The organism is Streptomyces sp. NPDC054841 (assembly GCF_053611045.1).
Map to the genome: position 1 here is coordinate 18873 of NZ_JBSGZO010000009.1, position 18605 is coordinate 37477.

Genomic DNA, 18605 nt, shown 5'->3' on the forward strand with positions numbered 1-18605 from the left:
TCCTGGCCCGCTTGACCTGTGGCGATGCGGTTCTGCGGCCCGTGATCTCGCTGATCGAGCGCCGACGCGAGCATGGGCCGACCCGGGTCAGCCGTCGTCGGGACCGGTGGATCCGTAACGGTGTTCGAAGAGCTCGCTGAATTCCTCGATCGTCATGCCGAACGAGTGGAGAATCTGCTTGCGTTCCACTTCGGAGCTGGCCAAGGAAATCTGCAAGTGTACGGAGTGAATTTCGCGCTGTGAATGAGGGAAGGGGGAGTACTGAGATTCCGCATCTCCCTCCTCGGGAGGGTCTTCCATGGGCTTTGCTTCCTCCGATCCTGATGGTCGAGGATCCCCGCATCGCAGGCGCGTTCGGGGTCGTGCAAATGTAAGAGGGCACAACTCACCCGTTGTCACACGGGAGTTCCCGAGTGAGGCGGACACCGCCGCCGTTGCCGATCCTAGAGTGCTTCACTCGTTCGTGTCATCCCCAATTCCCCGACGACTCACCGGAGTTGACGTCTCCGCTTTGCGGCGGTGCGTTCGCATCCGGGATTCGCCGATCGACCCTTCGCGGCTTCGCCCACCCGGGCGGCGATCTGGGCCAAGTGCTCGAATCGGGCAAATAGTGTGAACTGGATTAGTGGTCATCGCCGGGTCGATCGCGGTGATGTCAAACATCAGTTGACGCGTGTCGCGGTGTCAAATTAGCCTGTCCATGACGGAAGCACAACGACATAACAGCGGGGAGTGGGTGGCCACATGGAGGCCGGTGAGGACTTCGGGCCCTGGCTGGCTCGTCAGCTCAGGATCGCGAACAAGACGCAGGCGGAGCTGGCGGAGGAGCTGGGGCTGACCCGGGCCGCGGTCTCGGCGTGGATCACCAAGCGTTCGGTCCCGCGTCCGACCGTCATGGGGGAGATCGCCAAGGCTCTCGGTACGGACCTCGGCACGGTGCACACCCGCACCACCGATACGCAGGCAGGCCTCCCGGTCACCTGGTACCACCGGCCCGGCTATCAGGACGGCGGGCGCGATGGGGGCAACGCTGCGGCTTTTGCCTTCGATGCCGACGTCCAGGTGCTCGCGCGTGAGACCTGCCAGAACAGCCTCGACGAGCGCATTGTGAAGAACGGCCGCCCGGTTCGAGTGCGGTACACCATCCATGAACTCACCGGTGAGGCGTTGGAGGCGTTCCGCGCCGCCGTCCTCTGGGACGATCTCCAGCCCCACTACCAGGCGGTTTCCGAGTCCGCCGCAGATCAAAAGGTCGGACGTGTCGTGGACGCCGGCGTGCGGGACATGTTCGAGAAGGGCCGCCTGATCCTCCTGCGGATCGACGATTACAACGCCTCAGGGCTTACAGGTGACGACTACGACGACGGCAAGTTCGCGGCCGTCGTCCGCCGACAGTTGGAGAGTCTCAAGTCGGGCCGAGGAGCGGGCGGTTCCTACGGGCTCGGCAAGGCGACGCTCTGGGCGACCAGCGCGCTCGGCATGGTGCTGATCAACTCCACGCTCTCCGACCCTCATGAGGGTCGCACCGTACGCCGTGTCATCGGACGACTGGAGCTGCCGTGGCGTTTCGTCGACGGCAGCCCGTATGCAGGGCCGGCCTGGCTCGGTCGGCCTGACCCGGAGACGACCGGCGCGGAGGTGGTCCGTTCCTGGTGGGCGGACGAGGAGACGGTCGAACGCCTTCACCTCACCCGCGACAGTGACGAGCCGGGCACTTCCTTCCTCATCGTCGGTGCTCACGACGTGGCGAGCCTCGATCAGAGCGGACCGGACCCTGCAGCCGACGAGGACGAGAACGGAAGCGACGACGACGGCACCCGCGACATCTGTGCCATGCACCGTCGCCTTGTCGAGGCCCTGGGTCGGGACTTCTGGGCTGCCATGACCGGAGGCGGCAGCAGGCTTCCGCTGTTGGAGACCTCGGTGCGCACGCTGCGCAACGGCGAGGTCGTCATCGAGGAGGAGAAGGTCGACCCGTCCGACAAGCAACCCTCGCGAACCCGGGCGCTGCGCGCCTTCTACGAGGGGACGACCGTGGACCGGCTCACCCAGGCCGGACAGGTGGCGCTCCGCAACGTTCCGTTGCGGCTGCCTCTGTCCGGAGGAGGCCGCGGCACGCTGGGCATCCACCCCGGCGTGCTCCTGGTCACGGCGGCGGAGGATGACGACGGCGTGCCCAATCAGGTCCACTCGCTGCGCGGCAACCGGATGACCATCAGGAAGTCCGGCGTCTCCGGCTTGCCGTTGGGCGTCAATCCGTTCCAGGCGGTCCTTCTGGTGGGGCGCGCAGCCGGGGACTCCGCGACCTTCGCGGAGGAGGCCGAGGAGTTCCTACGTGCCGCCGAACCGCCCGAACACGACCGCTGGGGGCAGACCGAGGAGCTGACCCTCCGCTGGTCGCATACCGCGCACCACCGCATCTCCAGGTTGATCACCGAGGTCAACGCCGCTGTGAAGGGTCTGGTGGTACGGCCGAGAAGCGCCGGCGCACAGGAGAGTGCCAAGCTGCGCAAGAAGCTCACCGTCCCCCGCAAGGGCGCCGCGCCGAAGCGTGCCTCCGGGCCGGGCCGGCCGGAACTGGACGGGCTGGACGCCGAGATCGGCGCCGGGGGGGAATGGCGGATCACCGCCGAGGTGAAGCTGCCACGCGTCGACGAACTGCCCGCCATGACCCCGGTCGTCCTCTTGGACGTCCGGTCGGGCAGCCGCCCCAGGCTCGACTGGGCGGAACTCGTCGCCGTGGAGGGCTGTGAGGTCGACGACGGAATGCTCCGCTTCACGCCACGAGCGCGCCGAGCAGTCTTCCGAGGTTCCACCGACGCCACGAGCCATCCAGTCCGCACCGAACTCACGCGACTCGTACTCGAACTCCGTGCCGGTACAGGGGAGTGAGGCATGAAGTTCTATCCGTACAAGCGACTCAACCGCCCGATCACCTTGAGAGTGACCTCGGCGTCCCTGAAGCTGCCAGGAGGCACTCGCGATCACCTGGACACCTCGGCGTACTCCACCCCCCAGCGGACCGTGGCCCTGGGTGTGGCGCAGCAGGAGGAGTGGATCTCGGCCAGGATCGGTCTGTCCGCCACCCTGCCGCCCGGTGCCACCGATCCCGACGCCCCCTGGAGCGGTGTGCGAGTCCTGGCGGTCCTGACCGACGGTGATACGAACGTGCGCACCACCGTCGATCTTCGGCAGGACGCGCCGGGGAGCAAAGAGTGGTCCGGCGAGATCGAGGTGCTCCGCGACGACCATGTGGGGCGCGTCGGCCTCGCGGTCCACGCGGTTGCCACGGTCGACGGCGTACCGGGCCGGTCGATCACCGAGTCCGACGCCGACTGGACCATCGACGTGACGGCCGAGGAGCCACTCGGAGGCCTGCGCCTCGACGTGAAACAAGCGAGTTTCTCCAAGAGTGCGCGGGAATGGCTGCGGCCCTACGCCGATGCGCCCTGGGCCGTCGATGCCTCGGGCCGGCTGCCCCTGGTGGTGATCAACACTGACGTCGAGGGAATCGCCGATCTCCTCGGTGGCGAGAGCGGGGGGATCGAGAACAAGGTCCACGAGCTGTTGGTCTCCCAGATGGCCACAGATGTGTGGACGGCGGTGTTCCACAGCGCCGTGGGCGACTTGGAGGTCGAACCCGACGGCTCGCCCGTGTTCCCCACCGACTGGCGAGGGGAAGTGCTGCGGGAGATGCTCCCCGACGTCGTGCCAGGCCTTCGCGTCGAGGAGGCGCTCCGTCGGGTGCACCGCCGTCGGACGGGCGATTCGGGATGGGTGGAGCTCCAGACCCGCGTCCATTACGCCGCCGTGCGCCGCGCCGGTGCGAGCAGGGCGCTGGCCAACGTCCTGCGCGCCTTGCAACAGATGAACCGAGAGGACAGCGTGTGATCGAGAAGCCGCATCACATTCCCGAGCGGCTCGGCCTGCTCTCCGCGACGGCTGCCGATCCCTTCCTCACTGAGGACCTTCTCAAGGGAGTCCAGGGGCACGGAGGGGTAGACCTGGCCAAGGTTGTCGAACCTCTACCGGAGGACGATGCCCGGTGGGTGGTCGAGCCCCTCAGAGATCTTGTGGACGACGCGCTGCACCAGTTCAGGGACAACCGGACAGATGCAGACGGCTGGTTGGCACCCCGGTTGCACGCGGCTCTCCGTCTCACCAGGCGGGAAGCCGCGGACAAGAGGATCTGGAACCATCTCGCGCTCGCCGTCGCGCCGGACTACGTGGCGTGGCGACACGCCCCCGGTGCCGCACAGGGTCGGAACGAGTCCCGCATCAACCCGGCCCGCTTCAAGGGTGCTCCCGACCGTCAGTGCTTCTCGCGCCTGTGGTGGGCGGCGGAGATGTTCCGCAACGGTGACGACTACGCACCGGTGGTGGCGGCCTGCGCCAACCAGGACCTCATCCACAACGCGCTGCGCATGGACCTGGTCGACCATCGCCCCACCGCCCAGGCCCTCGTCCGCGTCCTGGAACGAGGGATCGCCGGCACCGGCCGTGAGCTCAACGGCCTCATGGCGGCCATCAACACCGCCGGCGCCACCCTGGTCTACGACGCCCTCGGCCCGGACGAGTCGCGTGACCCCGATGCGCTCCGCCGCTGGATCGCGGAGGCCGAGTCCGCGCCCCCGGTGCCGCGACACCACCTGCCGAAGGGACCCGACGAAGAGCCGGTCCCGGAGCAGTCGGTGGCGGCGCTCACCGACTACTTCACGGAGCTCTTCGAGACGGCCCCGGTCAGGGGCCGGACGCTTCAGGTGTGAGCGGGAGAGGGCATCTGCCCGTGAGCGGGTGCCCCTTCAGATCGCGGTGCCGGCGGATCTCCACCGGTACGGCGGGCCGTTTCCAGGCCAAGAGATCCTCGACGGCCCGCTCCATCCGGGCCTCGGTCTCGGCACGGCTCAGTTCGGGTTCGAGCACGTGTCGCAGTACGTGCAGGGCCAGCCTGGGCGGCACGGCATTGCCGATCTGCTGCGACACGTCGTTGCCCCGCCAGGGGTAGTCGACAGGGAACGTCTGCAGCACGCCTGCTTCGGCAGGGGTAAAGCGGTCGAACTCGGCAAGGTCTTCGTCGGTGCCCTTGAGGACCAGGCGGTTGCGCGACACCTTCCCGGTGATCGTGGCCGAAGGGGCGTCGTGGTCGCGTCGGCCACGTGCCTCCGGGTCTCCACCGGTCCCGTAGTTCGAGACCACGGTGAAAGCTGGCCGTTCGGGCAGGTCCTCCTTGATCTTGCGTGCCGACTGGAGGGCCTTCTCCATGGAGATGCAGGCGTCTTTCCGATCTCCCAAAGGGAGGGTCTCTGCATGGCCCACCTTCGACGGCCGTGCGGACGGGCCCCCTGGCTGGTACCGCTCGTGGGTCTCGGGCACGAGGGTGAGCAGGTCGGTGCGGAGCCCGTTCGGGTGGGCGGTCCGATCGAGACGGGCCATCAGGACCGCTCGTCGTCGGGTCTGCGGGACACCAAACTCCTCAGTGTGCATGAGCTGTCTGCCGGTCCGATATCCGAGGGAGGCGAGTACCTTGGCGTACTCCTTCCACACCGGCATCACCGCAGGCACCTGCTCGAGGACGACGGCCTCGTAGGGTTCCGAGCCGGGCCGTTTGCACCGCTCGATCACCCACCACAGCGGTTGCAGGACCAATCCAGTCCGCTCGTCGCCCAATTCTTCGAGCTTGTCCTTGAGCTTGTTCAACTCGTCGTTCAGCTCGCTGAACTCCTTGAGCAGACCCATGAATTCGTTATCGGGGAAGTCGAGGCCTTGCGGTGCCCTGAGTTGTTTCAGGACCTTCTTGACCGCGTCCGTCGAGTTCCCCAGGTGCGCAAGTCGGTCCTTCATGGCCTTGCGCTTGATGGCCCTGAACTCCTCGACCTTCCGCTTCTCGGCCCTGACCTCCTTGGCCTCGACCTCCTTCAGCCTGAGCTCCTCGGAGATCTTTCGCCAGGTCCGGAAGATCTGCTGCCAGTCGTGGTTGTTCTCGGGCAGCACAGCCGCATGCAAGCGTTCGATGTATCGCACCACCTGGTCCAGCGCCCTGCGGCCGGCTCCGTGCCCGGCGACGGTGAAGGTCTGGCAGGGCGGCCCACCGGTCAGCACCTGAGCACGAGGGAAGAACGCTGCGCGGTAGTGCCGGACATCGCCACGGAAAGTGTCCATCCCTGCAGCGCTGCGGGTGGCGCATGCGCCTGCGTCCCATTCGATCCCGGTGACCTCATACCCCAGGACATGTGCTGCCACATCCAGCCCACCAGGGCCCGCAAATAGGTCCAAAATTCGGAAATCTGCAGGTGAGAAGTCTTCCCTGTGGATGTGGCTCATGGGCTGGAAGTGTAGCCGGCGATCGAGGGGGCCGGGTCCCGTAACGCATTGACCACCGCCCTACCGAGCGCCTCGCCCACTGCCGGTGGCACCGCGTTGCCCACCTGGCGGTAGCGGGCTGTCTTGCCGCCGGCGAAGTGCCAGTCCTCGGGGAAGCCCTGGAGGATGGCCGTCTGATCTACGGTGATCCGTACCAGTCCGTCGTCGCCCAGGGACGGATCCCATCGGAAGTCGGGACCGGGCGGCTCGTTCCCGAACGACTTCGTATAGACGCCCATCCGCCGCCACCTGGCCTTGGTACCGCTCGGTCCGAAGTCCGGGCCACCGTGAACCTTGGACCCGCCGACCAATGTCGGCGCCACACTCGTGGCCTGGGCCGCCCAGCGGTCGGCGTCCGGCCAGCCGCGGGAACGCATGGAGGGCCCAAGCGCCTCGCCGACCGACACGTACTCGTGGACGGTGGGGCGAGGCGGCCGGAAAGCGCTCGACCACCGGTGCTTGACGGCCACGAGGATGCCCTGCTTGCGGTCTTGGGGGACTCCAAAGGCGGAGGCGTTCAGGACGAACCAGATCAGCTCGTAACCGAGGTGCTCCAACTCCTTGTGGAGGAAATCCCGTATCGGTGAGAAGGAGTCCTCCTCGACCAGCGTCGGCACGTTCTCGACGATCAGCGCACGTGGCTGGACGGCGTGGACCAGATAGGCAGTCGCCTCGATGAGGCGGATCTCGGTGTCCGACGATTGGCGTGTGACCGTTGCGCTCGACTTCACGCGGGGGAGGCCGGCCGCCAGCAGATCGACGTCGTACGCCTCCGGATGGTCCACAGGGTCGAAGTCGAGAAGATCCGCCTCCAACACGTTCCAGTGCGGCCGGTTGGCCTTGAGTGTGTCGCAGGCGTGCCGCTCGATGTCCAGCAGGAGTCTGGGGCTGAAGCCTGCCTGTTCCAGTCCCAGAGCCAGGCCACCCGCTCCCGAGCACACATCGACGAACGTCAGCCCGCTCATCGATTTGATCCCCGTCCCCGTTGTGTCCTCCGACGCGTCACCGCCGCCGCGATACGCAGGGCCACATCCTCTGGCGCTTCATGCTCCCAGAAACGCAGGACCTCCCACCCGGCAGTCACGAGGTGGTCCGTGGTCTCCAGGTCCCGCGCCATGTTCCGGTCCAGCTTCTGCCGCCACCACTCCGCGTTCGACTTCGGTTGCGTCGCGTGTTCGGGGCAGCCGTGCCAGAAGCACCCGTCGATCAGTACGGCCACCTTGACCGAGGTGAAGGCCACGTCGATCCGGCGTCGGGCCATGCCCGGCACCGGGTACTCCACGCGGTAGCGCAGCCCGGCCGCGTGCAGCAGGCGACGGACCGCCAGTTCGACGGCCGTGTCCTTGCTGAGTTGTCTGCTCATGCGTGCAGAGACGGCAGGCGACGACGGCTTCATCGTGCTCAAAGCGGCTGTGCCTCACGATCGTGGCTCGGTCCGTTCGATTGACCGCCATGTCCACCCGGCCCGAGTCGATCGAGCCGTTGGACTCCGGACAGTGACTGCGGTATCGATTCCATCACGGGAGCGAGCCCAATCACACCGGATCTCGGGGCAGGCCTTCAGGCCCCCGGGGTCCCGTGACACTCCCTGTACGCCACCCCCGACCCGCACCAGCACCCCGCCCCCTTCGCCGGCGGCCAAGCCACAGCCTTCCCCCGGGCCGCCAGGGTCGTCGCGTACTGCGGCAGCAGGTTCGGGTCGGACGGGGACGCGGACTCGGAGGCTGCGAAGGCCTCGTACGACGGGACCGTGCCGGTGACGATGCCCAGGTTGCCCGTGCCCGTGGAGGAGAGGTCGCGGAGGGCGGACTCGATGGCCGTGAGGTGGGTCTCGTGGGTGGGGTACTCCGCAGCCAGTGAGGGGTACGCGGTCAGGAGTTCGGTGAGTTCCGGGGCCGGCCAGTGGAGGACCGCGACCGGGAAGGGGCGGGAGAGGGCCGCGCGGTAGGTGCCGAGTTCGGTGCGGAGGCGGGCGATTTCGGCGCGGAGTTCGGTGGGGTCCGAGGAGCCGAGGGCCCAGAGGCGCTTGGGGTCGTGGAGCTCGTCGAGGGGGACGGCCGCGGTGTGGAGGCGGTCCGCCAGGGAGTCCCAGGCGTCGTGGGGCAGGGCCAGCAGGCGGCGGACGCGGTGGCGGCCGGTGAGGAGGGACTGGGACGGGTACGGGATCTCGTCGTCCGGGTCGACGAGCAGGGTCACCGCCGTGGTGAACGTGGAGTGGGCCGCGTCGAGCTCGTCGTGGGCCTCGAGGGTCTCGGCGACGATCTCCCACGCGGCCGCGTCGTCCGGGGCGGCCGCGCGGATGCCCTCGATGATCGCGCGAGCCTCCGCGTCGTGGCCGTACTCCCACAGGTTCGCCGCCTGGAGCGCCTTGATCAGGTGCGGGTTCTCCGGGGCGTCGGAGAGGAGACGGTCGTACAGGCCGGTCGCGTGGTCGCGGTCGCCGGCCAGCTCCAGATGGGCCGCGGCCTGCAGCAGAAGTGGTTCTCGGTCCTCCGGATACTGCTCCGCTGTGCGCAGCAGACGCTCGGCTTCGGCGGTGTGGTCGGCAGGCGTGTCGGGGCGCATGCAGCACACCGTACTGCTGTACGGGGCTCCTCAGGGGCCTGGTTACTTGGAGGGGCTGCCCTTATCGTGCGGGCCGTGCGGGAGCGGATGCCCGGGCGGAGAGCCGGGCGAAGATCTGAGCGGAGTTCCGAGCGGATTCCTGTGGTCGTACAGGGGCGGCGGACCCGGGGCGGCCGGGTGCGCGGCACGGTGCGCGGCCGGGTCACGCTCGCCCGCGGGCTGTGGGTCGGAGCCGAGTTCACGGTGACCTTGGGTGTGGTGGTGCTGCTGCTCGTCGTTCATCAGCTCTGGTGGACCAATCGGCAGGCCAAGGAGGGTGCCGGCCGTCAGGTCCAGGCCCTGGAGCGGGAGTGGGGGGAGGCCGCCCCGGAGGCCCCTGAGACCGGCGCCGACGGCGCTGATGCGGACCCGGCGCCGGATGCCGAGGGGAGCGCGTCGGGGACGGGGGAGGGGGCTGGTGGCGGGGCAGGTGGCCAGGCGGCCCGGCAGAGCACGCCCCGCTGGGACCAGGCCTACGCCGTCCTCCGCATCCCCCGGCTCGGGGTCGTCGCCCCCGTCGCGCAGGGCATCGCGAAACGGGGTGTTCTCGACAAGGGGTACGTGGGGCACTATCCACAGACCGCGCAGCCCGGGCAGCCCGGCAACTTCGCGGTCGCCGGGCACCGCAATACGCACGGCGAGCCGTTCCGGTACATCAACCGGCTGCGGAACGGGGACAGGGTCGTGGTCGAGACGCGGGCAGGGGTTTTCACCTATGTGGTGGACAAGGGGCTGCCTCAGACATCCGCGCGCGACGGCGGGGTGATCGCGGCCGTGCCGCGGAGTGTGGTGAAACCGGGGTACGGGTACAACGAGCCCGGCTATTACGTGACGTTGACGACCTGCACGCCCGAGTACACGTCCAAGTACCGGTTGGTGGTGTGGGGGAAGCTCGCCTCGATGAAGCCTCGATGAGGCCCCGATGCGGCTCGGTGGGGCCCCGATGAGGCCGCTATAGGCGGTCACCGGTGGACCGTCCCGTCGTCGGTCGGCGTGCCGGTCGGCACATCTCAGCTCATGCCGGTGATCCGTCACTTGTTCATGCCTACCCGCAGGGGCGGGTAGTTGTCATGATCCAGGCATGAGTAGCAGCACCAGCAGCAAAGCGCCCGTATACGAGGCGCGGTACGGGTTCGACCGTCGGACCGTCGCGGTCCTGGGTGGTTCCGCCCTGTTCTGTGCGTGCCTGCTGATACCGGGGGTCGGCTTCTCCTGGGGACAGCGGATCGCGGTCGTGGTCCTGTTCGGCGGCGGAGGGTTGCTCATGGCCGCGGGGGCGCTGACCCGGAAAGTGGCGTTCCGCGTCGACGAGTCGGGCGTACTCCTCGGCGGAAGCCCCCTCCGCTACCGGGCCACCACCGTCCATGTGCCCTGGGAGGACATCACGGCCGTGGTCCTCTGGCAGCAGCACGTGCAGCATGCGACCATCCCGTGGATCGGCGTGGCTCGCCCTGAGGGCGCGCCCCCGCTGCCGGGCCCCGGGCAGGGGCGGCTCGCTCGCGCCGTGGGCGGGGCGCTCGCGCCCGTACCGGTCGACCTGCTCCTGGCGTCCAGAGCCGTGAACGGTTGGCGCCTCGACAAGGGCCGGCTCGGTGCCGCCGTTGCGCACTTCGCGCCGGGCATGCAGATCGTCGACGGCCACTAGCGGGGGGCAGTTGGAACTGCGCGTCCGGGCCGGAACGCCAGCACCGCAGCCGTGCCCAGCAGCGACAGCCCGGCCGAGACGATCAGCGCCGCGTTCGTACCGGCCGCGGAGACCGCGATCATCAGGGCCACGCCCGCGGCCGAACCGATGTAGCGGGCCGTGTTGTTGGCGCCCGAGCCCATCGCCGCGCGTTCCGGTGGTACGGATTCGACGGCGAGGTGGGGGAGCGCGGCGTTGAGCAGGCCGCTGCCCACTCCGGCCACGACCAGGCCGGGCAGCAGACGTACCCAGCTGCCCGTTCCGGACACCGCGCCGAGCATCGCGAGCACCCCCGCCGCCGACAGGGCAAAGCCCAGGGCCAGTTGGTGCCGGGCGGCGACACGGCCCGCCAGTCGCTTCGTCTGGAGGGCGACCAGGAAGGCCGTACCCGACCAGAGCAGGAACAACCATGCGGTGCCGAGCGGGGACATCCCCGCAGCCCGCTGGAGCAGCGTCGGGAGGTAGCTGAACAGGCCGATCACGGCGAGGCCCGTGAACAGCCCGCCCGACGAAGCGGCAAGGAAGAGCGGGCGCCGGAACAGCCCGAGGTCGATCATAGGGGTCGTGGTCCTGCGCTCGACCAGCACGAACAACGCGAGCAGGGCCACGGACGCGGCCGTCAGCAGCCCGACCGGCGCGCGCAGCCAGCCGTCGCGGCCCAGGGTCAAGGCCGTGAGCAGCGCGGTCAGCGACAAGCCGAGGGACAGCGCGCCGGGCAGATCGGGGCGGCCGCCGCGTGGTGCGCGGGATTCGGCCAGGATGCGGAAGGCCGCGGCGCCGGTCGCGAGAGCGACGACCGCGAGGACGTCGTACACGAGCCGCCAGTCGAGCGTGCCGAGGGCGCCGGCCAGCAGTGGCCCGAGTGCGATCCCCGCGCTGACGAACGCTCCCCACACGCCGGTCGCCCTGATCCGCGCGGAACCGGCCGGGAAGGCGTGGACGAGCAGGCCGAGGCTGCTGGCGAGGATCGCCGCGCTCGCGGCGCCCTGGGCGATACGGGCGAGGGTGAAGGTCAGGGTCGAGCCGGCGAACGCGCCGAGCCCGGTCGTGAGACCGAGCGCGAGCGTGCCGGCGACGAACACGCGGCGCCGGCCGTAGTCGTCCGCGAGGCTGCCTGCGACGAGGAGGAGGGCGGCGAGGCCGAGCGGGGTGCCGTTGAGCAGCCATGCCTGCGCGGAGGGTGGGGTTCCGAATGCCGCCGTCATGTTGGGGAGCGTGAGCATCGGCGCGGTGTAGTTCATGAGCGCGACGGCCGTCGCGACGCTGGTGACGGCGAGCGTCGCACCGGGGCGGGGACCGGGGTGGGGGCTGGGCCGGTAGCCGGTGGTCGGGTGGGCTTCCCCGGTCGCGTACGGCGCTGCAGACTGGGGCTCTGCGGACCGCTGCTCGTTGGACTGCTGCTCTGCGGGCCGCTGCCCGGTGGACCGAGGCCGCGCGGTGTGTGTGGGCCGTGCCGGGTGTGCCATGTGCTCCCCAAGTCGAGTCGAGTCGAGTCGTGCGGCTGGGCAGGGCCTGGCCCGGATCCGGCCGGGCAAGGTTCGGTGAATGAACCTGGCGCCTGTTCCGACCGTAACATGCTTGGTTCGGTCAATGAACCTTCAGCGGTTACGCTGGGGTCATGGCTCTGGGTAAGGACTACGCGGCACAGCAGTGCTCCATCGCCCGCGCGCTCGAGGTCATCGGTGAACGGTGGACACTCCTCGTTGTGCGCGACGCATTCTTCGGCGTGCGCCGTTACAACGACTTCCTCATCCACCTCGGCGCCCCGCGCGCCGTGCTGGCCGGGCGGCTGCAGGCACTCACCCGGGCCGGGGTGCTGGAGAAGCGCCGCTACCAGGAGTCCCCGCCGCGCGACGAGTACGTCCTCACCGAGCACGGGCTGGCGCTGTGGCCGACCGTCCGATCGCTCGGGGCGTGGGGTCAGGGCCTTCCGGGCGCTCGGCAGATGCGGATCTTTCGCCATGCGGCGTGCGGTACGGAACTGGGTGCCTACGGCGAATGCCCTGCCTGTGGGGTCGGGGTACCGCCCGCCGATATCGAGATGCGCCCGGGGCCCGGCCTCGATCAGGACCCCGCGGACCCGGTCAGCCGTGCGCTGCTCAAGCCGCGCCGACTCCTGGAGCCGCTCGAAGCGGAGCGCGTGTGAGCGCACTGTGCGGGTTATCCACAGGGAACCCGGAGCGGATTTTGCTCGTGTATAACGAATGAAGGTTCGTATCGCCCGTACGGGATCGCTCCGTACGAGGAAGGGCGAGGAAGAGCACAGAGCACAGAGCAGTGAGCAGTGAGCAGTGAGCGCAGAGCAGGGAGCTCTGTGCGAAGAAGGCGTAGAGGGAAGAGAGAGGAGGCGCTCGTGACCGGACAGATGCTGCGTGCCCTGCGGCCGATCGCTTTGCTGCTCTTCGTTCTCGTCGAAGTCTTCGTGGCCGAAGGCATCGGACTCTCCGTCGCCGTCGCGCTTGCCGCCACCGCCGCGGCGGGCGCCGCGCTCGTCGCCTGTGCGTTGGTCCTCTCGCGGTCCGTTCCGCGGGTGCCGCGCACGCGAATACGGACAGCGATACGTGACCGCGAGCGGCGTACGGCTTTCCTGCCACAGCGCGATCCCGACGCATCGGGCCGCACCAGGCCCCGAGCCCCGGGCCGTCCCTGCACGACGGCCGCGTAGGGGCACCCTCACTTCATCCGCGCATCTGCTCATCCAGGCGTCCCGGCATCCGGGCATCCGGGCATCTGCGCATCTGCCCAGCCGCGTACTTTCCGGTACCCCTTCGCGGGTCGTCATGCCGACATGTCTGTTTGTTTCCGGCACGACGAGACCCGGAGGGCCTCCATGTCCGCTTTCGCCTCTTTCACTCCCGTTTTCGCTTCGCTGGTCGAGCGGCTCGCCGATGTGGTCCAGCCGCTCTTCCAGGGCTCTGCCACCGCCGCGGCGATCATCCTGTTCACCGCGCTGATACGGCTCGCCGTCCATCCCCTCTCGCGTGCGGCCGCGCGCGGGCAGAAGGCTCGCACCCGGCTCGCGCCGCAGGTCGCCGAGCTGCGCAGGAAGCACGGCAAGGACCCGGAGCGACTGCAGAAGGCGGTTCTGGAGCTGCATGCCAGGGAGAAGGTCTCGCCGCTGTCGGGGTGTCTGCCCAGCCTGATGCAGCTGCCGGCGTTCTTCCTCATGTACCACCTCTTCTCCAGCTCGGAGATCGGTGGCGAGGCGAACGGGCTGCTCGGGCACAGCCTGCTCGCCGCCCCGCTCGGCAGCAGGTGGGCGGACGCGCTCGGGGATGGTGGGGTGTTCGGGCCGGCCGGGCTGGTGTACGTCGCGCTGTTCGGGATCGTCGCCGCCGTGGCCACGTTCAACTACGTCCGCACCAAGCGTCAGCTGGCGGCCGCCGGTCCGCTGGATCAGGGGCAGCAGCTGCCGGGGATGGGGGCCATGACGAAGGTGATGCCGCTGCTCTCGTTCGCCACGCTCGTCACCGTCGCCGTGGTTCCGCTCGCCGCCGCGCTCTATGTCGTCACCAGCACCACCTGGAGCGCGGTGGAGAGGGTGTTCCTCTACCGGGACACGCCGGTGGCCGGTGCCCTGGCTACCGCTGGGTAACGGTCCAGGTTGTGAACGGGGTCTTGCAGGCTGGTCCGATGTCTTGGAGGATCGACCAATCCTCCAATGAGCCGCACAGTGCCCCTGCCTTACGGCGGGGGACCCTCAGCCGGGGCTACCTCGACCACAGGGAGAAGAAACATGAAGCTGCTGCGTGTCGGTGCGGCGGGTTCTGAACGTCCGGCGCTGCTCGACCAGGACGGGACGACGCTGCGGGATCTGTCCGGGCTGGTGGCGGACATCGACGGCGAGCTGCTCGCCGACGATGCCGCGCTCGGCCGGATCCGGGAGGCGGCCGAGGCGGGTGAGCTGCCCGTGCTCGACGCGACCGGGCTGCGCATAGGCCCGCCGCTGGCGCGCATCGGCAAGGTCGTGTGCATCGGGCTGAACTACCACGACCACGCGGCGGAGACCGGTGCGGCGACGCCCGCCGAGCCCGTCGTCTTCTTCAAGGCCGCGGACACGGTCGTCGGCCCGAACGACACCGTGCTCGTACCGCGCAAGAGTGAGAAGACGGACTGGGAGGTCGAGCTCGCGGTGGTCATCGGACGTACCGCGCGGTACCTGGAGTCCCATGAGGAGGCTCTCGCGCATGTCGCGGGGTACGCGGTGGCGCACGACGTCTCGGAGCGGGAGTTCCAGATAGAGCGCGGCGGCACGTGGGACAAGGGCAAGAACTGCGAGACGTTCAACCCGCTGGGCCCCTGGCTGGTGACGCGGGACGAGGTGCCCGACCCGCAGGCGCTGTCGCTCAAGCTCTGGGTCAACGGTGAGCTGAAGCAGAACGGTTCCACCGCGGACCAGATCTTCCCGGTGGCCGAAGTGGTGCGGTACGTGAGCCAGTTCATGACCCTGTACCCGGGCGATGTCATCAACACCGGTACGCCGGCGGGTGTGGCGCTGGGGCAGCCCGAGCCCAAGCCGTTCCTGCGGTCCGGGGACGTCGTCGAGCTGGAGGTCGAGGGGCTCGGCCGGCAGCGGCAGGAGCTGAAGGACGCGTAACACCTCCCGGCGGTGGTCCCGGCCCGGTGGTCCCGGCCCGGGGCCCGGTCAGGTGGTCCGGTCAGGTGGTCCGAGCGTGGCCAGGCCAGGTGGTCTTGGCCAAGTGGTCCCGGGTCGGTGGTCCCGGGCCGGCTCGGCTCTGCGCGGGGCCGACGGGCGCCGCGGCTCTGTGCCCTCAGCAGATGCCCGTGTCGCACCGGACGGTCACGTCCGTGTACGTGCCGGGCGAGACGGTCACGCCGATCGGGTGACAGCCAGGGCCTCGGCGGGCGGCGTGGACGAAGGGGCCGCGGAGGGGGTGCGGGGGATTCACCCCCTCCGCGGGCTCAGGTGGAGATGAGGCGCTCCAGCGCCTCCACCACCATCGCGTGGTCCTCGGCCTGGGGGAGGCCGGAGACCGTGACTGTGCCGACGACGCCCGCGCCGTGGACGCGGATCGGGAACGAGCCGCCGTGCGCCGCGTACCGGTCGGGGTCCAGGCGGGACGACTCCTCGAACGTCGTGCCCTTGGCCCGGAAACGGCTGCCGACGAGGAGGGAGGACTCGCCGTAGCGTTCGACGACCCGCCGCTTGCGGTCGATCCACGCGTCGTTGTCCGCCGACGAGCCGGGCAGCGCGCAGTGGAAGAGCTGCTGCGGGCCGCGCCGGATGTCGATCGCGACCGGCGCGTGCCGCTCGCGCGCGAGCTCGACGAGCATCGAGCCGAGCGTCCAGGCGTCGTCGTAGGTGAACTGGCGCAGCGTCAGCTGTCGTTCCTGGGCTTCGAGTGTGGCGATGCCGGCGGTGTCGCTCATGCGCCGAGCTCCACGGTGATGCCCTCGCGGGCGGAGCGGCGGGCCGCCTCCAGGACGTCGAGGGCGTCGGCGGCCTCGTGGGCGGTGACCGGCGGCGGGGTGCCGTCGCGCAGGGCGGCGGCGATGCCCGCGTAGTACGCCGGGTAGTCGCCGGGCAGGGTCCTCAGCGGGCCCCCGCCGCCGGTCAGCGGCGACTCCCCTGAGCCGACGCGGCCCCACAGCGACTCCGGCTCCACGCCCCACGGCTGTACGGGAGACGGGCGGTTGCCGTCGCGCAGGGCTGCTTCCTGCGGGTCGAGGCCGTACTTCACGTAGCCGGCGGACGAGCCGAGGACCCGGAAGCGCGGGCCGAGCTGGGCGGTGGTGGCGCTCATGTACAGATGCGAGCGCACGCCGTTGGCGTGGGTGATGGCGATGAAGGTGTCGTCGTCGGTCTCGGCGCCGGGGCGGCGTACGTCGGACTCCGCGTACACCCGGACCGCCGGTCCGAAGAGGACCAGGGCCTGGTCGACGACGTGGCTGCCCAGATCGTAGAGGAGGCCGCCGATCTCCTCCGGGGCCCCGGACTCGCGCCAGCCGCCCTTGAGCTGGGGGCGCCAGCGCTCGAACCGGGACTCGAAGCGCTGGATGTCGCCCAGTTCACCGTCCGCGAGGAGCCCGCGGAGGGTGAGGAAGTCGTTGTCCCAGCGGCGGTTCTGGAAGACGGAGAGCAGCAGGCCGCGCTTCTCGGCGAGGGCGGCGAGCTCGCGCGCGGCGGCGGCGGTTCCGGCGACCGGCTTGTCCACGACGACGGGGAGACCGGCCTGGAGGGCGGCGGTGGCGACCGGGACGTGGGTCTTGTTCGGCGAGGCGATCACGACGAGATCGAGCTCGCCGGCACGCTCCCACAGCTCCTCGGGCGTGGCCGCGAAACGCACGCCGGGGTACTCGGCGCGGGCCTGCTCCCGGCGCTCCTCGTTCGACGTCACGATCGTGTCGAGGGTGAGGCCCTCGGTGGTGGCGATGAGCGGGGCGTGGAAAACAGAGCCCGCGAGGCCGTAGCCGACGAGTCCGACGCGGAAGGGGGAGCCGGTGCCAGTGCCAGTCATGCGTTCCACTTAAGCAACGGTGTTGCCAAAGCGCAAGCGCGGCGGAGAATGGCGGGGTGAAGAGGACTAACGCGGGTGCGAATCTGCCGGTGCTGCGCAGCCACAACGCGGCGCTGGTGCTGGATCTGCTGCGGACGGCGGGCGGTCCCGGCGGTCCCGGCGGCGCGGGCGGTGCGGGCGGCGCGGGTGGTGCGGGCGGCCGCGCCGGTGCGGGTGGTGCGGTCGAGGCGGGGATCAGTCGGCTGGAGATCGCCGAGCGTACGGGGCTCACCCCCCAGGCCGTCAGCAAGATCACGGCGCGGCTGCGTGCGGAAGGGCTGGCCACGGAGGCGGGCCGCCGTGCCTCGACCGGCGGCAAGCCGCGTACGGTCCTGCGTCTGGTCCCCTCCGCCGCCCACGCCGTGGGCCTGCACCTCGACCGTGACGAGCTGACCGCGGTGCTGGTCGACCTCGCCGGCACGGTCGTCGCGTCCCGCACCCGAGCGCTGGACCTGGGCGGTCCGGTGCCGGACGTCCTCGCGACGGCGGCGGACGAGGTGACGGCTCTGCTGTCGCAGGGATCCGGACCGGTGGAGCGGGTGCTCGGCGTCGGCGTCGGGATGCCGGGGCCGTTGGATCACTGGACCGGGGTGCTGGGGCGGGTGACCGGGGCGCCGGGGTGGGAGGGCGTGCCGCTCCAGGAGGAGCTCACGGAGCGGATCGGGCTGCCGGTCGTGCTCGACAAGGACACCAATGCCGCCGCGCTCGGGCTCGCACTGCGCGGGAGGCCCGACAGCTCCGTCTCCGGCGAAGTTCCCGGTCCCGCTCCCGCTCCCGGTCCTGGCTCCGGCTCCGGCTCCGGCTCCGATTCCGACTTCGACCGCGGCCGCGACCTCGACCTCGACCCCGGTTCCGGCCCAGGCCCCGTCCCCGGTTCCGACCCCGGTTCCGGCTCAGGCCACGGTCCCGGCGCCGGTTCCGCTCCCGCCGGTTCCGGTTCCGGTTCCGGTGCCGGTACCGGATCCGGGGAGTCGTTCGCGTATCTCCATCTGGGTACGGGCCTGGGTGCCGGGCTCGTGCTCGGCGGGGTGCTCCACCGGGGTGCCCGCACGGGCGCGGGGGAGTTCGGGCACCAGGTCATCCAGCTCGACGGGCCCGTCTGCGGCTGCGGCAACCGCGGCTGCATCGAGGCGCTGTGCCTCGCCGCCGTCGCCCGCGGGGACCTCGGCGAGGCCGCGCGGGTGCTCGGCACCGGCGCCGCCAATCTCGTCCGGCTGCTCGACATCGACCAGGTCCTGCTCGGCGGGCGGACGGTCGTCGCGGCCGGGGAGACGTTCGTACGTGGCGTCCGCGCCGCGATCGGCGACGACGCCGTGCCCGTCGCCCTGGCCGACGTCGGCGCGTACCCGGTCGCCGAAGGCGCCGCGCAGCTCGTCCTCGCCCCCCTCTTCGGCCGCATGGATGGCGGCCAACTCGGCCGATAGAGCGTATTTGTGTGA

At 70.0% G+C, this 18605-nt stretch carries 18 protein-coding genes; 10 read left to right on the forward strand and 8 right to left on the reverse strand.

The features are described from left to right. Positions 1 to 87 precede the first annotated feature (87 nt). Entirely contained in the window at positions 88 to 216 is a 129-nt protein-coding gene (locus ACWGI8_RS02660) for a hypothetical protein (protein ID WP_453657971.1), read from the reverse strand. Positions 217 to 744: 528 nt separating this feature from the next. On the opposite strand from ACWGI8_RS02660, the gene ACWGI8_RS02665 reads away from it, so the two are divergent. The 3 genes from ACWGI8_RS02665 to ACWGI8_RS02675 are packed head-to-tail and all read left to right on the forward strand — an operon-like array spanning position 745 to position 4766. Beyond that, positions 745 to 2892, forward strand: a complete 2148-nt coding sequence (locus tag ACWGI8_RS02665; protein WP_453657973.1) for a helix-turn-helix transcriptional regulator — start codon at positions 745 to 747, stop codon at positions 2890 to 2892. 3 nt (positions 2893 to 2895) lie between these two features. Further along, positions 2896 to 3891: a hypothetical protein gene (locus ACWGI8_RS02670; RefSeq protein ID WP_453657975.1), complete on the forward strand. Its 996-nt coding sequence runs from the start codon at positions 2896 to 2898 to the stop codon at positions 3889 to 3891. Next, positions 3888 to 4766, forward strand: a complete 879-nt coding sequence (locus ACWGI8_RS02675; RefSeq protein ID WP_453657977.1) for a DUF6339 family protein — start codon at positions 3888 to 3890, stop codon at positions 4764 to 4766. Before ACWGI8_RS02670 ends, ACWGI8_RS02675 begins: the two co-directional genes overlap by 4 nt. On the opposite strand, the gene ACWGI8_RS02680 is transcribed toward ACWGI8_RS02675, so the two are convergent. From ACWGI8_RS02680 to ACWGI8_RS02695, 4 genes are all read right to left on the reverse strand, one after another. Next, on the reverse strand, positions 4741 to 6321 hold the full coding sequence (locus ACWGI8_RS02680) for a DNA cytosine methyltransferase (RefSeq protein WP_453657979.1): 1581 nt from the start codon (positions 6319 to 6321) through the stop codon (positions 4741 to 4743). The two genes, ACWGI8_RS02675 and ACWGI8_RS02680, sit on opposite strands and share 26 nt — an antisense overlap. Next, positions 6318 to 7325 carry a DNA cytosine methyltransferase gene (locus ACWGI8_RS02685; protein ID WP_453657981.1) on the reverse strand — a complete coding sequence of 336 codons (1008 nt, stop codon included), beginning with the start codon at positions 7323 to 7325 and terminating at the stop codon, positions 6318 to 6320. Before ACWGI8_RS02685 ends, ACWGI8_RS02680 begins: the two co-directional genes overlap by 4 nt. Beyond that, on the reverse strand, positions 7322 to 7723 hold the full coding sequence (locus ACWGI8_RS02690; protein WP_453657983.1) for a very short patch repair endonuclease: 402 nt from the start codon (positions 7721 to 7723) through the stop codon (positions 7322 to 7324). The genes ACWGI8_RS02685 and ACWGI8_RS02690 overlap by 4 nt, the downstream gene beginning before the upstream one ends. Positions 7724 to 7920: 197 nt before the next feature. Continuing rightward, on the reverse strand, positions 7921 to 8925 hold the full coding sequence (locus ACWGI8_RS02695; protein WP_453657985.1) for an SEC-C metal-binding domain-containing protein: 1005 nt from the start codon (positions 8923 to 8925) through the stop codon (positions 7921 to 7923). Between the two features lie 87 nt (positions 8926 to 9012). Here ACWGI8_RS02695 and ACWGI8_RS02700 point away from each other — a divergent pair, with 87 nt between their 5' ends. Then, positions 9013 to 9879, forward strand: a complete 867-nt coding sequence (locus ACWGI8_RS02700; RefSeq protein ID WP_453658022.1) for a class E sortase — start codon at positions 9013 to 9015, stop codon at positions 9877 to 9879. 166 nt (positions 9880 to 10045) lie between these two features. Then, the gene (locus tag ACWGI8_RS02705) at positions 10046 to 10609 is read left to right on the forward strand and encodes a hypothetical protein (RefSeq protein WP_453657987.1); all 564 of its coding nucleotides are present in this window, start codon (positions 10046 to 10048) and stop codon (positions 10607 to 10609) included. Here ACWGI8_RS02705 and ACWGI8_RS02710 read toward each other — a convergent pair. Then, positions 10606 to 12114, reverse strand: coding sequence for an MFS transporter (locus ACWGI8_RS02710; RefSeq protein ID WP_453657989.1), 1509 nt, complete (start codon positions 12112 to 12114; stop codon positions 10606 to 10608). The genes ACWGI8_RS02705 and ACWGI8_RS02710 overlap by 4 nt on opposite strands. 152 nt (positions 12115 to 12266) lie before the next feature. Here ACWGI8_RS02710 and ACWGI8_RS02715 point away from each other — a divergent pair, with 152 nt between their 5' ends. The 4 genes from ACWGI8_RS02715 (at position 12267) to ACWGI8_RS02730 (ending at position 15245) form a co-directional block, all read left to right on the forward strand. Beyond that, positions 12267 to 12794 carry a winged helix-turn-helix transcriptional regulator gene (locus tag ACWGI8_RS02715; RefSeq protein ID WP_453657991.1) on the forward strand — a complete coding sequence of 176 codons (528 nt, stop codon included), beginning with the start codon at positions 12267 to 12269 and terminating at the stop codon, positions 12792 to 12794. A 219-nt stretch (positions 12795 to 13013) separates the two neighbouring features. Next, positions 13014 to 13313, forward strand: coding sequence for a DUF6412 domain-containing protein (locus tag ACWGI8_RS02720; RefSeq protein ID WP_453658024.1), 300 nt, complete (start codon positions 13014 to 13016; stop codon positions 13311 to 13313). 165 nt (positions 13314 to 13478) lie between these two features. Continuing rightward, a complete protein-coding gene (locus ACWGI8_RS02725; RefSeq protein WP_453657993.1) occupies positions 13479 to 14243 on the forward strand; it encodes a YidC/Oxa1 family membrane protein insertase in 765 nt (254 codons plus the stop codon). Between the two features lie 141 nt (positions 14244 to 14384). Then, the gene (locus tag ACWGI8_RS02730; protein WP_453657994.1) at positions 14385 to 15245 is read left to right on the forward strand and encodes a fumarylacetoacetate hydrolase family protein; all 861 of its coding nucleotides are present in this window, start codon (positions 14385 to 14387) and stop codon (positions 15243 to 15245) included. 326 nt (positions 15246 to 15571) lie between these two features. Here ACWGI8_RS02730 and ACWGI8_RS02735 read toward each other — a convergent pair whose 3' ends face one another. Next, positions 15572 to 16039, reverse strand: coding sequence for a heme-degrading domain-containing protein (locus ACWGI8_RS02735; protein ID WP_453657995.1), 468 nt, complete (start codon positions 16037 to 16039; stop codon positions 15572 to 15574). Next, entirely contained in the window at positions 16036 to 17127 is a 1092-nt protein-coding gene (locus ACWGI8_RS02740; RefSeq protein ID WP_453657996.1) for a Gfo/Idh/MocA family protein, read from the reverse strand. Before ACWGI8_RS02740 ends, ACWGI8_RS02735 begins: the two co-directional genes overlap by 4 nt. A 56-nt stretch (positions 17128 to 17183) precedes the next feature. Here ACWGI8_RS02740 and ACWGI8_RS02745 point away from each other — a divergent pair, with 56 nt between their 5' ends. Beyond that, the gene (locus ACWGI8_RS02745) at positions 17184 to 18590 is read left to right on the forward strand and encodes an ROK family transcriptional regulator (protein ID WP_453657998.1); all 1407 of its coding nucleotides are present in this window, start codon (positions 17184 to 17186) and stop codon (positions 18588 to 18590) included. Positions 18591 to 18605: the final 15 nt, after the last annotated feature.

Excerpts from the sequence above, each read along its gene's own strand:
- ACWGI8_RS02665 (WP_453657973.1), top strand. The coding sequence starts at position 745 with ATGGAGGCCGGTGAGGACTTCGGGCCCTGGCTGGCTCGTCAGCTCAGG.
- ACWGI8_RS02670 (WP_453657975.1), top strand. The coding sequence starts at position 2,896 with ATGAAGTTCTATCCGTACAAGCGACTCAACCGCCCGATCACCTTGAGA.
- ACWGI8_RS02680 (WP_453657979.1), bottom strand. The coding sequence starts at position 6,321 with ATGAGCCACATCCACAGGGAAGACTTCTCACCTGCAGATTTCCGAATT.
- ACWGI8_RS02685 (WP_453657981.1), bottom strand. The coding sequence starts at position 7,325 with ATGAGCGGGCTGACGTTCGTCGATGTGTGCTCGGGAGCGGGTGGCCTG.
- ACWGI8_RS02690 (WP_453657983.1), bottom strand. The coding sequence starts at position 7,723 with ATGAGCAGACAACTCAGCAAGGACACGGCCGTCGAACTGGCGGTCCGT.
- ACWGI8_RS02695 (WP_453657985.1), bottom strand. The coding sequence starts at position 8,925 with ATGCGCCCCGACACGCCTGCCGACCACACCGCCGAAGCCGAGCGTCTG.
- ACWGI8_RS02700 (WP_453658022.1), top strand. The coding sequence starts at position 9,013 with ATGCCCGGGCGGAGAGCCGGGCGAAGATCTGAGCGGAGTTCCGAGCGG.
- ACWGI8_RS02705 (WP_453657987.1), top strand. The coding sequence starts at position 10,046 with ATGAGTAGCAGCACCAGCAGCAAAGCGCCCGTATACGAGGCGCGGTAC.
- ACWGI8_RS02710 (WP_453657989.1), bottom strand. The coding sequence starts at position 12,114 with ATGGCACACCCGGCACGGCCCACACACACCGCGCGGCCTCGGTCCACC.
- ACWGI8_RS02715 (WP_453657991.1), top strand. The coding sequence starts at position 12,267 with ATGGCTCTGGGTAAGGACTACGCGGCACAGCAGTGCTCCATCGCCCGC.
- ACWGI8_RS02720 (WP_453658024.1), top strand. The coding sequence starts at position 13,014 with ATGCTGCGTGCCCTGCGGCCGATCGCTTTGCTGCTCTTCGTTCTCGTC.
- ACWGI8_RS02725 (WP_453657993.1), top strand. The coding sequence starts at position 13,479 with ATGTCCGCTTTCGCCTCTTTCACTCCCGTTTTCGCTTCGCTGGTCGAG.
- ACWGI8_RS02730 (WP_453657994.1), top strand. The coding sequence starts at position 14,385 with ATGAAGCTGCTGCGTGTCGGTGCGGCGGGTTCTGAACGTCCGGCGCTG.
- ACWGI8_RS02735 (WP_453657995.1), bottom strand. The coding sequence starts at position 16,039 with ATGAGCGACACCGCCGGCATCGCCACACTCGAAGCCCAGGAACGACAG.
- ACWGI8_RS02740 (WP_453657996.1), bottom strand. The coding sequence starts at position 17,127 with ATGACTGGCACTGGCACCGGCTCCCCCTTCCGCGTCGGACTCGTCGGC.